Source organism: Blastococcus sp. SYSU DS0669, assembly GCF_054050895.1.
In genome coordinates this window covers 281,901-296,575 of record NZ_JBJHAE010000002.1, presented here as the reverse complement: position 1 = coordinate 296,575, position 14,675 = coordinate 281,901, and the positions used below count along the sequence as shown (strand labels likewise).

The 14,675-nt window shown below is 74.8% G+C and carries 14 protein-coding genes; 8 read left to right on the top strand and 6 right to left on the bottom strand.

What is annotated here, in order from left to right; all coding sequences use genetic code 11:
• The first annotated feature begins 44 nt into the window (after positions 1–44).
• From ACI792_RS03960 to ACI792_RS03950, 3 genes are all read left to right on the top strand, one after another.
• A complete protein-coding gene (locus ACI792_RS03960) occupies positions 45–386 on the top strand; it encodes a hypothetical protein (RefSeq protein ID WP_456601423.1) in 342 nt (113 codons plus the stop codon).
• A gap of 100 nt (positions 387–486) precedes the next feature.
• Positions 487–2,379, top strand: coding sequence for a translational GTPase TypA (gene typA, locus ACI792_RS03955; protein ID WP_456601422.1), 1,893 nt, complete (start codon positions 487–489; stop codon positions 2,377–2,379).
• A gap of 316 nt (positions 2,380–2,695) precedes the next feature.
• Positions 2,696–3,133, top strand: a complete 438-nt coding sequence (locus tag ACI792_RS03950) for a DUF5994 family protein (RefSeq protein ID WP_456601421.1) — start codon at positions 2,696–2,698, stop codon at positions 3,131–3,133.
• A 152-nt stretch (positions 3,134–3,285) separates the two neighbouring features.
• On the opposite strand, the gene ACI792_RS03945 is transcribed toward ACI792_RS03950, so the two are convergent.
• Together ACI792_RS03945 and ACI792_RS03940 are read right to left on the bottom strand one after the other, a co-directional pair.
• Positions 3,286–4,263: a sulfite exporter TauE/SafE family protein gene (locus ACI792_RS03945; RefSeq protein WP_456601420.1), complete on the bottom strand. Its 978-nt coding sequence runs from the start codon at positions 4,261–4,263 to the stop codon at positions 3,286–3,288.
• Positions 4,264–4,603: 340 nt separating this feature from the next.
• Positions 4,604–5,167 carry a sigma-70 family RNA polymerase sigma factor gene (locus ACI792_RS03940; RefSeq protein ID WP_456582821.1) on the bottom strand — a complete coding sequence of 188 codons (564 nt, stop codon included), beginning with the start codon at positions 5,165–5,167 and terminating at the stop codon, positions 4,604–4,606.
• A gap of 74 nt (positions 5,168–5,241) precedes the next feature.
• Between ACI792_RS03940 and ACI792_RS03935 the strand changes: the two genes are divergently transcribed.
• The 5 genes from ACI792_RS03935 to ACI792_RS03915 are packed head-to-tail and all read left to right on the top strand — an operon-like array spanning position 5,242 to position 10,177.
• Entirely contained in the window at positions 5,242–5,886 is a 645-nt protein-coding gene (locus ACI792_RS03935) for a zf-HC2 domain-containing protein (RefSeq protein WP_456582820.1), read from the top strand.
• Positions 5,883–7,664, top strand: coding sequence for a copper resistance CopC family protein (locus tag ACI792_RS03930; RefSeq protein ID WP_456601419.1), 1,782 nt, complete (start codon positions 5,883–5,885; stop codon positions 7,662–7,664). Before ACI792_RS03935 ends, ACI792_RS03930 begins: the two co-directional genes overlap by 4 nt.
• Before the next feature lie 40 nt (positions 7,665–7,704).
• Positions 7,705–8,436: a YcnI family protein gene (locus ACI792_RS03925; protein ID WP_456601418.1), complete on the top strand. Its 732-nt coding sequence runs from the start codon at positions 7,705–7,707 to the stop codon at positions 8,434–8,436.
• A complete protein-coding gene (locus ACI792_RS03920) occupies positions 8,433–9,104 on the top strand; it encodes an SCO family protein (RefSeq protein WP_456601417.1) in 672 nt (223 codons plus the stop codon). Before ACI792_RS03925 ends, ACI792_RS03920 begins: the two co-directional genes overlap by 4 nt.
• Positions 9,101–10,177, top strand: a complete 1,077-nt coding sequence (locus tag ACI792_RS03915; RefSeq protein WP_456601416.1) for a hypothetical protein — start codon at positions 9,101–9,103, stop codon at positions 10,175–10,177. Before ACI792_RS03920 ends, ACI792_RS03915 begins: the two co-directional genes overlap by 4 nt.
• Before the next feature lie 17 nt (positions 10,178–10,194).
• Here the strand turns inward: ACI792_RS03915 and ACI792_RS03910 are convergent, their stop codons facing one another.
• From ACI792_RS03910 to ACI792_RS03895, 4 genes are all read right to left on the bottom strand, one after another.
• Positions 10,195–10,917 (bottom strand): phosphocholine cytidylyltransferase family protein, encoded by a 723-nt coding sequence (locus tag ACI792_RS03910; protein WP_456601415.1) that lies wholly within the window; start codon positions 10,915–10,917, stop codon positions 10,195–10,197.
• A gap of 79 nt (positions 10,918–10,996) precedes the next feature.
• Positions 10,997–12,130 (bottom strand): CDP-glycerol glycerophosphotransferase family protein, encoded by a 1,134-nt coding sequence (locus tag ACI792_RS03905; RefSeq protein ID WP_456601414.1) that lies wholly within the window; start codon positions 12,128–12,130, stop codon positions 10,997–10,999.
• Positions 12,127–12,900 (bottom strand): HAD family hydrolase, encoded by a 774-nt coding sequence (locus ACI792_RS03900; RefSeq protein ID WP_456601413.1) that lies wholly within the window; start codon positions 12,898–12,900, stop codon positions 12,127–12,129. Before ACI792_RS03900 ends, ACI792_RS03905 begins: the two co-directional genes overlap by 4 nt.
• Positions 12,901–12,941: 41 nt before the next feature.
• Positions 12,942–14,534 carry a mannitol dehydrogenase family protein gene (locus tag ACI792_RS03895; protein ID WP_456601412.1) on the bottom strand — a complete coding sequence of 531 codons (1,593 nt, stop codon included), beginning with the start codon at positions 14,532–14,534 and terminating at the stop codon, positions 12,942–12,944.
• Positions 14,535–14,675 lie beyond the last annotated feature (141 nt).

Below are 14,675 nucleotides of genomic sequence, written 5' to 3'. Positions count from 1 at the left end.
CAGGTGGCGGCGCGGTCGACTCGTCGACAGGGACACTGGGGAACATGTCGACCTCCGCTCTCGCCCGCGTCCCCGCCTCGCTCCTGGTCGCCGTCGGGCTGGCCGCCGGCTTCGGGATCGCGCAGGGCACCGGCATCCGCGCGCTCGGCGGGGCGGTCTTCGCCGTCTGCGGCGTCGGGGCCGCCTGGATCGCCGCCCGCCGGCGCGGTCCCGCCGTCACCGCGGGGCTGGCCGCCCTCTACGTCGGTGCCTTCGTGCTCGCCCACGTGCTGGCCCTGGGCGCCGGGTTCCCGGCCTGGTTCGCCGTGAGTCTGGTCACTGTTGCCGCCGCAGGCCTCACCTTCGGGGTGGTCGACCGCTCGCGGGAGACGGCGCCCGCCCGCTGAGCACCTAGAGTGGAGGGAAGGTCGCGGCTCCGGTTGCTGTTGACCTGATGCCCGCGCGCGTCCGCGCGGCGCCCCCGACCTGCCTGAGGTGCCCTTCCGCATGCCCACCCGCAACGACCTGCGCAACGTGGCGATCGTCGCCCACGTCGACCACGGCAAGACGACCCTGGTCGACGCCCTCCTCCGTCAGGCCGGCGCGCTCGGCCGCGCCAAGGGCGAGGGGACGGACAACGACTCCACGCAGGACCGCGTGATGGACTCGATGGACCTCGAGCGCGAGCGCGGCATCACCATCCTGGCCAAGAACACGGCGATCCGCCTGGCGGACGAGGACGGCAACCCCGTCGTCGTCAACATCGTCGACACCCCCGGCCACGCCGACTTCGGTGGCGAGGTCGAGCGCGGCCTCTCCATGGTCGACGGCGTCGTGCTGCTCGTCGACGCCTCCGAGGGCCCGCTCCCGCAGACCCGCTTCGTGCTGCGCAAGGCGCTCGGCAAGGGGATGCCGGTCATCCTCGCGGTCAACAAGACCGACCGCGGCGACGCCCGCATCGAGGAGGTCGTCGACGAGAGCTACGAGCTGTTCATGGAGCTGCTCGAGGACACCGGCCTGGACGTCGACGCGCTCGAGTTCCCGATCGTCTACTGCAACGGCCGCACCGGGCAGGCGTCGCTCAACCGCCCGGAGAACGGCACCGTCCCCGACAGCCCGGACCTCGGCCCGCTGGTGAAGACGCTGCTGGACACCATCCCGGCGCCGGAGTACGACGCCGAGGAGCCGCTGCGCGCGCAGGTCACCAACCTCGACGCCTCGCCGTTCCTGGGCCGGCTGGCCCTGCTGCGCATCCACTCCGGTGAGATGAAGCGCGGCCAGCAGGTCGCCTGGTGCAAGACCGACGGCACCATCAAGAACGTCAAGATCACCGAGCTGCTGGTCACCGAGGGCCTCACCCGGACCCCGGCCGAGAGCGCCGGCCCCGGCGACCTGGTCGCCATCGCCGGCATCGAGGACATCATGATCGGCGACACCCTCGCCGACCCGAACGACCCGCGCCCGCTGCCGCCGCTGACCGTCGACGAGCCGTCGATCTCGATCACCATCGGGATCAACACCTCGCCGCTGTCGGGCAAGTCGGGCAAGAAGCTCACTGCTCGGCTCATCAAGAACCGGCTGGACCAGGAGCTGGTCGGCAACGTGTCGGTGCGGATGCTGCCCACCGACCGCCCCGACACCTGGGAGATGCAGGGCCGCGGCGAGCTGGCGCTGGCCATCCTCGTCGAGCAGCTGCGCCGCGAGGAGTTCGAGCTCACCGTCGGCCGGCCGACCGTCGTCACCAAGGAGATCGACGGCAAGCTCCACGAGCCGGTCGAGCGGGTCACGATCGACGTCCCGGGCGAGTACGTCGGCACCCTGACCCAGGCGCTCGCGGTCCGCCGCGCACGGCTGGAGAACCTGGTGCACCACGACACCGGCTGGGCGCGGATGGAGTACATCGTCCCCTCGCGCGGCCTCATCGGGTTCCGCACCGAGTTCCTCACCGAGACCCGCGGCACCGGCGTCCTGAACCACAACCTCGAGGGCTACGAGCCGTGGATGGGTGACATGCGCGCCCGGCCGACCGGCTCGCTGGTCGCCGACCGCCAGGGCGTGGCGACGACCTACTCGATGTTCTCGCTGCAGGAGCGCGGCTCGCTCATGGTCGAGCCGGGCACCGAGGTCTACGAGGGCATGATCGTCGGTGAGAACTCCCGTCCGGACGACATGGACGTGAACATCACCAAGGAGAAGAAGCTCACCAACATGCGCAAGTCCACCTCCGAGGAGCTGGAGCGGCTCATCCCGCCGAAGATCCTCAACCTGGAGCAGGCGCTGGAGTTCTGCGCCGAGGACGAGTGCGTGGAGGTCACCCCGGCCGGCGTCCGCATCCGCAAGGTCGTGCTGGACCAGACCGAGCGCGGCAAGGCCAAGAACCGCAAGCCCAAGCCCAGCTGAGCCGCCCTCCCGCCCGGCGGGAGTGATCGCGCACGCTCTGCCCCCGGCTGCTCCGGCACCCGGGGGCAGAGCGCTGTCCGGGCCCGCGAGGCGCGGTGGCGTGGTCGTCAGGTCACGAATCGTGATGACCGGCCGGGGAAGCGCGGCGCGCCCGTCGTGTGGTCCCCGGGACGGGTGTGTCGGCACGCCTACGTTCTCCTCGGGGCCATGTGCCGTGGCCCGGGGACGAGTGGACGAGAGGCGGCCGACGCTCATGGCGACGATCACCCGTACGGTTCCGGCGAGCGATGGCTTCCGGGGTGGGATCGACGTCCGGGTGAGCCTGCGCGCGGACGCGGGGTCGGGTGGTTCGTCCTTCGACGGGGCGTGGTTCCCGCGCAGCCGTGACCTCGCCGTGGAGCTCCCCGAGCTGATCGCGGCGCTGGAGCGGCGCGGGGTGCGGGTGGAGCGCTTCACCTACCCCCTGGACGCGTGGGAGCCGGCGCCCCGCAAGCTGGAGGTGCTGGGCCGGACGGTGCGCGCCGGTGGCTTCCGCAGCATGGACCCGCAGGTGGTCTGCCTCACCTGGGCCGGCGGCAACCGCCGCGCCGACCTGCTCGTCGTCCCCCCGGAGACCGACGTCCTCACCGGCGCCCGGGCGCTGCGGCTGTGCACCCGGCGCGGCCTGCCCTCCTCACCGCAGATGGTGCTCGCCGCGGCCCGCTCGACGCCGCTCCCGCAGGTGCCGACCATGCAGGGGTCCCGCGCGGTGTAGCGCCGCTCCGCCCTGGGCGGGGTCCGCGGTCGCGCCTGTCCTCCTCGCGATGATCAGCTGACCTGATCATCGAGCGTCCTCCCTCACGGTGCGCGGTGAGGGAGGACACCCCACGATCAGGTCCCCTGATCCCAGCCCACGGGCGGGGGTGTTCAGTCGCGCGGGGCGCTGGGCCGGCCGGCGCCCACGGGCTCCTCGGCGGTCACGTCAGCGATGACGTCGTTGCGCTCGGCCACCTCGGCGACGGCGTCGGCCGACTCGACCGCGGTGTCCCGCCGGTACTGCCGGTAGGAGTGGACGACGGCCAGCACCCAGACCGCGGCGAGGACGATGTAGACCACGGCGCTGACGGTGGCCCCGGCGTCGATCCAGTCGCTGCGCAGCAGGGTGCGGGCGTTGGTGAGGACGATCATCCCGCCGACCAGGGAGCCCAGCAGCCGGGGCGGGATGTGCCGCACCAGCCACGCGGCGATGGGGGCCGCGACCAGGCCGCCGGCGAGCAGCCCGGCGACCCACATCGGGTCGATGCCCTGGGAGCCCAGCGCGAGCAGGAAGCCGGCGCTGGCGGCGAGCGCCACGAGGAATTCGGAGGTGTCGATCGAGCCGATGACCTTGCGCGGCTCCATCCGGCCGCTGGCCAGCAACGCGGGGGTGCCCACCGGGCCCCAGCCGCCGCCACCGGTCGCGTCGACGAAGCCGGCGACCAGGCCCAGCGGGCCCAGGAAGCGCTTGCGGATCGGCTTGCCCACGTTGCGCCGGTCGATGCCGCGCAGCGTGAACCGCACCAGGATGTACGCGCCCAGCGAGACCAGGATCAGCGACATCACCGGGGCGGCGATCTCGGTCGACAGGCCGGACAGGAAGTGCGCTCCGGCGAACGCGCCGACGGCGCCGGGCAGGCCCACCCGCGCGACGACCTTCCAGTCGACGTTGCCGAACTTCCAGTGCGAGAGCCCCGAGGCGAGCGTGGTGCCGATCTCGGCCAGGTGGATGGTCGCCGACGCCGCCGCCGGGTTGGTGCCGATGGCGAGCAGCAGCGTCGTCGAGGTGACGCCGTAGGCCATGCCCAGGCTGCCGTCGACGAGCTGGGCGCCCAGGCCGGCGAGGGCGAGCAGGATCAGGGTCTTCACGGGGCTCTGACTCCGGGTCTCACGGGCGCGGGCGCGCAGGGGCGACCGCGTGGAGGGGGACGATACGGGTCCCGCAGGGGTGGCGGGAAGGAATCAGCAGCCCGGACAGGCGGCGGTGCAGACGCGCAGCAGGTCGACGTGCCGGCGGCTCACCAGGAGCAGCATCGTCGTCCGCGTCACGGCGCAATGTCTACCAGATCGATGCACTTAGGCGCATGGCCGGTCCCGGTGGATGGGACGGGGGCGTGGAAGGAGCCGCCGGGCGTGCTCGGTCGGGCCGGACCGGGACCCGGCGGCGCGGCCGTCGGGCAGCACGGTCTCCGCGAGGTGCCCGCCGCGGTCAGCTGCGGGCGGTCTCGCTCCGACCGGGGTCCGCGCTCACCCGGGCGAGGGAGTCCACGAGGTCGGCGCGCGCCCGCGCCACCCGCGAGCGGATGGTGCCGACGGGACATCCGGCGACCTCGGCGGCCTCGGCGTAGGGGAGGCCGAGCAGCTGGGTGAGCACGAAGGCCTCGCGCCGATCGGGGTCCAGGCGGGCCAGCAGGTCGGCGACCGCGGCGCTCTCGCCGACGGCGTCCGCGGCGCCCGACGGGGCCAGCTGCTCCAGGTCCGCGGGCTCCCGGACCAGGGTCAGCCGGCGCCGGCGGCGGGAGCGCAGCGCGTCGGCGCAGACCCGGCGCGCGATCGCCAGCAGCCAGGTGCGCACCGAGGACCGGCCCTCGAAGCGGTGCAGCGCGCCGAACGCCCGCAGGTAGGTCTCCTGCGTCAGGTCGTCGGCCGAGGCGCGGTCGCCGAGCGCGGCGCAGAGCCGCCAGACGTCGGACTGGGTCTCCCGCACGAGGGTGGCCGCAGCCAGCGGATCACCGTCGGCGGCGTCCGCGGCCACGCGTGCCAGGTCGTCCATGTCCTTCTCAGGGTGTCACGGGAAAGTCCGCGGGAGGCGGGAACCCGACGCCGCCCGGAGGAGACTAATGAACCATGTCCTGCTCCTCCTGCCGCGAGGCGCTCTCCGCGCGCCTCGACGGCGAGCCCTCCGGCGTGCCCGCCGCCGAGCTCGACGCGCACCTGGCCGCGTGCGCCGGCTGCGCCGGCTGGGCGGCCGCCGCCGAGCGCGTGACCCGGCGCGCGCGGCTGGCCCCGGCGCCCGAGGTGCCCGACCTCACCGCGGCGGTCCTCCGGGCCCTGCCCCGCGAGCTGCCCGGCGCCCGGACGGCCGCGCGCGCCCGGCTGGCCGGCACGGCGCTGCGCCTGGCACTGCTGGCCGTGGGCGTGGCGCAGGCCGCCCTGGCGTGGCCGCTGCTCGCCTCCGGCGCGGGCGCGATGAGCGCCCCGGTGCACATGGCCCGCGAGAGCGGCGCCTGGAACCTGGCGCTGGCCGCGGCCTTTCTCGCCGTCGCGGCCGGCCCGCGGCTGGCCTCGGGCGCGCTGCCCTTCCTGGGGTCCTTCGTCGCCCTGCTGGTGCCGGTGACGCTCGCCGACCTGCAGGCCGGGCACGTGCACGCCGACCGCGCCGCGGCCCACCTCCTGCTCCTCGCCGGCACCCTCCTGGTCGCGGCGGTCGCGTGGCGCGGCCGCCGCCGCCGTCCCGCCGCCGTGGTCGCCGACCGACGGGTGACCGCGTGAGGCGCACCCTCCTCCTGCTCGCGCTGCTGGTCGCCGCGTGGCTCGGCGCCGGCATCGGCACGGCGGGCCCCGCCGCCGCGCACGCGACGCTGGTCTCCACGACGCCGGGAGAGGGCGCCTCGATCGAGGAGGCGCCCGGCGAGGTGACCCTCCGGTTCAGCGAGGGCGTGTCGCTGGGCGCCGGGTACGCGCGGGTGCTGGGCGCCGGCCAGGAGCGGGTCGACGCCGGGAACGCCTCGGTCGACGGCGACGTCGTCACCATCCCCCTGCGTGGCGGGCTGCCCGACGGCGGGTACCTCGTCACCTACCGCGTCATCTCGGCCGATTCGCACCCGGTCTCGGGTGCCTTCTCCTTCGCCGTCGGCGACGGCGAGCTCCTGGCCACCGGCCCCGCCGACGCCGGTGCCGCCACCGACCCGGTCGTCGGGGCGCTGCTGCCCGTGACCCGCTGGGCCGGGTACGCCGGGCTGGCCCTGGCCATCGGTGTGCCGGTGCTGGTCGCCGTCTGCTGGCCCGCCGGGCGCGCGGCCGAGCGGCTGCGGCGGATGGCCCTCGGTGGCGCGGCGGCCGTCGCCGTCTCCGCCCTCGCCGGGTTCCTCCTGCAGGGCCCCTACGCCGCGGGCACCGGGCTGGGCGGGATCACCGACCCGGCGCTGCATGGCGCGACGGCGCAGTCGGGGGCGGGCTGGGCCGCGCTGGCGCGCGCCGCCCTTGCCGTCGCCCTGCTGCTGGCGCTGCGCCGGGCGTGGCGGGCGACCGGGCCCGGGCGCGGGACGACGGTCGCGGTGGTGGTGCTCGGCGGCGGGCTGGTGCTGGCCACCGCGGCCGTCGGCCACCCGGTCGCCGGGCCGTGGCCGGTCCTGGCCGTGCTCGTCGCGGCGGTGCACGCGGCGGCGATGGCGGTGTGGCTGGGCGGGCTCGCCGGTCTGCTCGTCGCCGCGGTCCGGCCGGGAGCCGGGCCCGGCGGGGCGGCGGCCGCGCTGCCGGCGTTCTCCCGGCTGGCGTTCGGCGCCGTCGTGGCGCTCGTCGTGTCGGGCGTCGTGCAGTCGGTGCGCGAGGTCGCCTCGCCGATCGCGCTCGTGGAGACGACGTACGGCCGGCTGCTCGCGGCGAAGCTGCTGCTCGTCGTGGTCATCCTGGCCGCGGCCGGGATCTCCCGCGTGTGGGTGCAGCAGCGGCTGGGCGTCCGCCGGCCCCCGCGCCGCCGCACGGCGACCGTGCACGCCTTCGCGTCGGGCGTCGCGCCGGAGCGGACCGAGCCCGCTCCGGAGGAGGTCGAGGCCGCCGCGGAGCGCGACCGGCTGCAGGCCGAGGCCGCGGCCGAGCACCTGCCGGCGCTGCGCCGCTCGCTGCTCGTGGAGGCGGTGCTCGCGGCCGTCGTCCTCGCGCTGTCGGCGGTGCTCGTCGCGACCCCGCCGGCCCGGACGGCGCTGGCCCAGCCGGTGGAGGTCGTGCTGCCCCTGCAGGGCGGCTCCGGGGCCGCGTCGGGCAGCCTGCAGGTGCAGGTCGACCCCGCGCGGCCGGGCGAGAACTCCCTGCACCTCTACCTCTTCGACGACGCCGGGCGGCTCACCCAGCCGGCGGAGATCCGGGTCACCCTGACCGAGCGCAGCCAGCAGATCGGCCCGCTCGACGTCGACCTGCAGCCCGGCGGCCCCGGCCACTTCATCGGCGACGGGATGACGATCCCGGGCGCGGGCACGTGGACGCTGACCGCCACCGTCCGGCTCGACGAGTTCACCGCGCTCACCGCGGCCACCGACTTCCCCGTGCGCTGACCGCCCTCGGCGGTCCGGCCACCCCCCGAGAAGGAGATCCATGTCCTCGACCCGTCTGCTCGGGCGGACGGCGGCCGTGCCGCTCGCCGTCCTCACCGCGGTCGCGGCCGCGGTGGTCCTCGCCGCCCCGGCCGCCGCGCACGTCACGGTCTCCTCGAGCGACGCCGCCCCCGGCGGGTTCGGCAAGCTGACCTTCCGGGTGCCCAACGAGAGCGACACCGCCGGCACCGTCGCGCTGCGGATCCAGATCCCCGAGGAGGCCGCGATGGGGTCGCTGCGGGCCCAGCCGGTGCCGGGCTGGACCATCACCACGGAGACCGCCGAGCTGGCCGAGCCCGTCGAGGTGCACGGCCGGGAGATCAGCTCGTACGTCGCGGTCGTGGAGTACCGCGCGACCGACGGCGTCGGCATCGCCCCCGGCCAGTTCCAGGAGTTCGCGCTCTCCGGCGGGCCGTTCCCGGAGTCGGAGCAGGTCAGCTACCCGGCGGTGCAGCGTTACAGCGACGGTAGCGAATCGGCCTGGATCGAGCCCACGCTCGCCGGCCAGGCGGAGCCCGAGCGCCCCGCCCCGGTGCTGTCGCTGGCCGCCGGCGTCCCGGACGGCGGGCAGGACAGTGCGGACGGCGAGGTCGCGGTGGCCGCCGACGAGCACGCCGGGCACACCGCCGACCCCGGCGCCCTCGCGCTCTTCTTCTCCATCCTCGCGCTGATGACCGCTCTCGCCGGTGTAGTCCTCGGCGTCCGCGCCTCCCGACGTACCGTGTCCTCGTGACTCCCGCCGTCCGACGTCCCCGCCGGGCCGCACCGGCGCTCCTGCTCACCGCGGGCCTGCTGCTGACCGGCTGCGGTAGCTCGGCGGATGACGCCGCCGAGGACCACGACCACTCGGGCTCCGGCCTCGCCGCGGCCGTGGTGGAGGGCCCCGAGGACCGGTTCGCCGGGCTCGACCTGCCCGAGCCCTACCGCCGCCCGTCGTTCACGCTGACCGACACCACCGGTGCGCAGTACGACTTCCGGGCCAACACCGCGGGTCGCCCGACGATGCTGTTCTTCGGCTACACCAACTGCCCCGACATCTGCCCCACCACGATGGCCGACGTCGCGGTGGCGCTGCGGGGTGTCGACCCGGCGCTGGCCGAGCAGGTGCAGGTCGTCTTCGTGACCACCGACCCGGCGACCGACACCCCGGAGGTGCTCGGGGAGTACCTCGACCGCTTCGACGCCGACCTGCCCACCTCGTTCGTCGGCCTCACCGGCGACCAGGAGGCGGTGGAGCAGGCGCAGCTCGCCGCCGGGGTGCCGCAGGCCGAGGACGACGGCCGGCTGCACTCCACGCTGCTGCTCCTGTACGGCGGTGACGACGAGGCGCACGTGGCGTTCGACGCCGGGAACACCCACCAGGACATCGCCGAGGACCTCCAGGTGGTGGCGGGCGCGTGAGCCGTGGCCCCGGCCGGCTGCTGGCGGTCCTGGCGGCCGTGGTGGCGCTCCTGGCCCTGGCCGGGCCGGCGTCGGCGCACGTCGGCGGCGGGGCGGCCGGGAGCGACTTCGACGCCCGCGTGGTGGCGGTGACCCCGCAGCTGCCGGGGGTGAGCGTGCGGTCGCTGCAGTTCGGTGACGAGCTCGAGCTGGTGAACACCACCGACGTCGAGGTGCTGGTCCCGGGCTACTCCGACGAGCCCTACCTGCGGATCGGCCCCGACGGCGTCTGGCGGAACGCCAACAGCCCGGCCACCTGGATCAACCTCGACCGCTACGGGCGGACGGCGCTGCCCGCCTCCGCCGACGCGGACGCCGCGCCCGACTGGGAGCAGGTCTCCACCGAGCCCGCCTACGTCTGGCACGACCACCGCACCCACTGGATGAGCGAGGGCGTGCTGCCGCCGCAGGTCGCCGCCGACCCCACCCGCGAGCACCTCGTCTCGGAGTGGGTCGTGCCGCTGCGCCACGGGGGGACGGAGGCCCACGTCGCCGGCGTGCTGACCTGGACCCCGCCGCCGTCGCCGTGGCTGGTGTGGCCGCCGGTGGCCGCGCTGGTGCTGGCCGCGGCGGCGGCGGGGCTGCTCGCCCGCACGCCGCTGCCCCTGGGCGTCCTCCTCGGCGTGGGGGCGCTCGCGGCGCTCTGGCACGCGGTGACCACGCCCGAGCCGTCGGTCACGGTGGGCTCCCACACCGGCGCCGTCGTCTCCGCGCTCCTGTCGGCGGGGGCCGCGCTGCTGTGCGCCGTCCTCGGGCTGCGGGCCGCCCGCCGGGGGCAGGGCGCCATGACCGGGCTGCTGGCGGTCGTCACCGGGTGGCTCCTGCTGGTGCAGGGCCTGCCCGACGTCGACGTGCTGTGGTCGGCGAACGTGGTGTCGGCCGGCCCGGAGCCCTTGGCGCGGCTGGCCGTGGGCGTCTTGGCGTCCCTGGGCGTGGGCCTGGTCGCCGGCGGCATCGCGGCGGTGCGCCGGTTCCGGGACACCTCGCCGGCGCCCGCGGGAACCGCCGTCGACCGGCCGGTGCCGGCGGCCTGACGGCGGTTCCCGCGCGGTCAGGCGATCTCGGCGACGACGTTCGCCGGCCCGCCGCCGAACAGGGTGTTCGCCCGCTGGAGGTCGCCCTCGAAGTCCACCTCGACCGCGGCGTACGCCGAGATGTCGACGGGCTGCACGCGCAGGCCCGTCCGGGCGATCGCCGTCTCGATGCCCCGCTCGAAGTAGTCCTCGTGCGAGCAGGCCTCGAGGTGCTCGATGAGCGTCGCCTTGTCGCCGGAGGAGATGTAGTTGATCCCCACCGCCTCGCCTAGCCCGCCGCGGACGATCTTGGACAGCTCGCGGATGCAGCCGTCGCCGTCGAGGGTGTACTTGACCTCCTCCTCGGCGACGGTGCTGGTGTCGACGCAGACGAAGCTCTGGTCGGCCGCCATGAACGGGAGCGCGACCTCGAGCACGGCCGGGTCGAACACCACATCGCCGTTCAGCCAGAGCACGCCCCCCTCGCGGGTGGTCCTGAGCCCGCGCAGCAGGCTCTTCGACGTGTTGGTCACGGAGAAGTCCGGGTTGTACGTGAACAGGAGGTCGGGCGCGGCCTTCATGATCCGCTTGCTGCGGTAGCCGACCACCGCGGTGATCGACACATCGGCGCCCAGGACGGCGCGCAGACCCTCGAGCTGGCGCTGCAGGATGCTGCGCCCGTCGTCGAGCCGGGTCAGCGGCTTGGGGTCCTGCCGGCCCAGCCGGGTACCCATGCCGGCGGCGAGGATCACGACCTGCACCGACGGCGTCTGCGGCGGTCGGGGGGTCGTGCGGGCCGTCAGGGGGGATCCACCCAGACGGACGGGCTCGAGGACGTGGTCACCGGTCCGCACGGACATCATCTCCCTCGGAGTTCGAGCTGGTGGTCGGCCCTGCCGCGGCTGCGGTCGGGAGGATCAGGTCGAGGACGCGCCGGGTGGCGCCGCCGTCCTCGAGGTGGCAGAACGTCTCGCGGAACCGGGCGTAGCGCCCGGCGTGCTCCGCGGTGACGGTGTCGATGTCGGCGATCGCCGAGATCAACTCGTCGCTCGTGGCGACGAGGGGACCGGGCGCGACCTCGGCGAGGTCGAAGTAGAAGCCTCGCAGCTGATCCCGGTACCGGTCCAGGTCGTAGGTGTAGAAGATCTGCGGCTTCCCGGTGATGGCGAAGTCGAACATCGTCGACGAGTAGTCGGTGACCATCAGGTCGGCGGCCAGGTACAGGCCGGCGATGTCCGGGTGGTTGCACACGTCCCGGACGGCCGACCCGTCGACGACCTCGAGCCGGCTCATGACCATGTTGTGCAGCCGCAGCAGCAGCACGTGGTCCTCGCCCAGCCGCTCGGTGAAACGGTCGAGGTCGATCGGGAACTCGAAGTCGCGCTCCCCGCTGCCCTCGAACACCAGGTCGTCGCGCCAGGTGGGCGTGTAGAGCACCACGGTCTGGTCGTCGCCGATGCCCAGGTCCCGGCGGACCTCGGCCCGGATCTCGTCCTTGCGCGGGCTGCTCAGCAGATCGTTCCGGGGGAGGCCGGTCTCGTGGATGGGGCCGCCGTACCCGAACGCCTTCCGCAGCCGCTCGGTCGTGGCCGCGTTCGGCGAGAGCAGCAGGTCCCACCGGGCGATGTCCTGGTCGAGGTAGGCCAGCCGGCCCTCCGGTGCCCACAGCACGTCGTTGTGGATGCGCTTGAGCATCGTGCCGTGCCAGGTCTGCAGGTACGTGGCGCCCGGCCGCTTCTCCCAGTCCAGGGGGATGTGGTCGTTGCTGATGACCAGGTCGGCGGCCTCCAGCGCGGCGATCGACTCGGGGCTGCCGAAGGTCACCGTGCGCACGTCGGCCGGGAAGCCCGCCTGCGTGTGCGGCGCGGACAACCAGGTGTGCTCGGCCGGGGTCCCCTGCGCGCGCAGGGCCTCGTACAGCGCCCGCGGGCTGTCGGAGAAGTGGCCGCGGAAGGTGACGTAGACGATCTTCACCGGGTGGCCCCCCTCAGGGCGTCGTGGGAGCGGGGCGGGCAGGCGAGCACCAGGTCGGCCAGCTCCTGCCAGGAATCGACGACGGCGAGCGCACCGGCGGCGAGCAGGGCCTTGGCGCGGGCGGCCCGCTCCTCGGGGAGCACGAACAGCAGGTTGCCGACGGTGGGGCAGCCGGCGCCCACGGCCGAGCGCACCCCGGCGACGGCGTCCTCGACCGCGAGCCCCTGCTCCGGGGCGATGCCGAGCTCCGCGCAGGCGTGCGTGTAGACGGCGGGATCGGGCTTGCTGGTGGGCGTGGGCAGCGAGTCCTCCGCGCTGAACCGGCGCGCGGGCGGGATGAGCTCGTCCAGCCCCGTCGCGGTGAAGCACGCGGCGAGCCGGGACAGTGCGCTGGAGCTCACCGCGGCCAGCTCCAGCGGACCGGCGAGCGCGCCGAGCGCCTCGAGCGTGGGGGGGTGCGGCCGCAGCGTGGATCCGAGGTGCGCGGTGACGGCGCGGCGCTCCTCGGCGACCCACGGCTCGACGTCGGCGTCGGGGATTCCGGCCTCGGTGGCCAGCGCCAGGGCGGTGGACCGGAAGTTCATGCCGGTGGCCGCGTGGCGCAGCTCGTCCGCCGTGTAGCGGCGGTCGATGCCGAGGGATGCGAGGAAGGCGTTCGTGACCTCGGCGGAGGCCTCGAACGCCGGCTCCTCGGAGGGGAAGAGGTTGCCGTCGGCATCGCAGAGCAGGTACTGCACCCGTTCGACGAGCGCCGGCGGGAGGGTCGGCACCAGGTTGTCTCCTTTCGAGGACGGGGTGGGCGGGGAGGCGGTCACCGTGGCGGTGCCGCCGGGTCGGGCGTGCGGGCGGCCACGGTGGCCCGGACGCCGTCGCGGTCCAGGGCCGTCAGGGCCGCTCCGAGGTCGGCTACGAAGGCGGGCCGGGAGCCGAGGTCCCCGAACACCGCCGTCTCGCCGAGCAGGGGGCGCGGGTCGTTGCCGCCGGCGCGGGCGAGCTCCTGCAGCCGGTCGGCGAGGTCGTCCTCGACGGTCAGCGGACGGCCGGCCTCGTCCGTGCCGCGCAGGTACCGGAACCACCCGGCGACGGCGAGGGTGAGCAGGCCGTGCGGCCGCCCCTCCTCGATCGCCTGGCGCAGCGAGGGCAGCAGGTGGTGCGGCATCTTGGTGGAGCCCCGCCGGCACAGCCGGGGCAGTCCGTCAGCGATCGCCGGGTTGGCGAACCGTTGCAGGAGGGTGCGCTTGTAGCCGGCGAGGTCGATCCCGTCGGGCGCCGGCAGCAGCGGCGTCACCTCGACGTCCATCAGGCGGGCCATGTAGCCCGCGAGCACCGGGTCGGCCATCACCTGGTCGAGGCTGGCGTACCCGGCCAGCGAGCCCAGGTAGCCGAGGGCGCAGTGGCTGGCGTTCAGCAGCCGGGTCTTCATCAGCTCGTAGGCGCCCACGTCCGGGACGAACCGCACGCCGACGGCGTCGAGCGGGGGGCGGCCCGCGGAGAAGGTGTCCTCGATGACCCACTGGGAGAACGGCTCGGTGATCACCGGCCACCGGTCGTCGACCCCGTAACGGCTGGCCACCGCGGCCCGCTCGTCGGCGCTCGTGTGCGGCGTGATCCGGTCGACCATGCTGCTGGGAAAGGCCACGCGGTCGGCGATCCACCGGGCGAGGACCTCGTCGCGCAGCCGCGCGAACCCGACGACGGCGGCGCGGGCCGCGTCCCCGTTGCGGTGCATGTTGTCGCAGGAGACGACGGAGAACGGGTCGAGCCCGGCCCGGCGGCGGCGGTCGAGCGCCTCCACGAGGTAGCCGAACACCGTGCGCGGGGAGGACGGTTCGGCCACGTCCTGGCGGATGTCGACGTCGTCGGCGTCGAACAGCCCGGTCCGCGGGTCCACCCGGTAGCCGCTGTCGGTGATGGTCAGCGACACCATGCGCGTGCGCTCGTCGGTGAGCAGGTCGAGCACCGCGGCCGGGTCGTCGGGCGCGAAGTGGTAACCGACCATGACGCCGACGACGCGTGCACGCTCGCCGTCGGGGCTGCGCTCGACGACGGTGTAGAGGTGGTCCTGCGGGGCCAGGGCGTCCTTCATCGTGCGGCTGTGCAGCCCGACGCCGACGACGCCCCAGTCGTCGCTGATCCGGCGCTCGGCGAGCTCGTCGAAGTAGAGGAGCTGGTGGGCGCGGTGGAAGCCACCGACGCTGAAGTGGACCACGGCCGGGGTGAGCGCTGATCGGTCGTAGGTGGGCACGGCGAGCTGGGCCTCGTGCAGCGGCAGGGTGGCGTCGGTCAGCGGGTGCACCTCGGCGGCCGCCACCGCTGTGGCGGCCGGCGGGACGGGGGACCCCGGATGCCCGGCCGGAGCCGTCCCGGCGGGTCCCCGCAGGGACAGGAGCTCGGCCTGTGACATCGCGTCCCTCCTTCTCTGTCCTGAGCGCGGCGCACTGCCGACCGGTTCCGGGTCTCCGGGGGTCAGCAGTACACGGGTCATACCGGGTGCCGCGCAACGAGGTCCGGCGCCGCGTCGCAGATGCGGAGGCGCCGGAGCGGC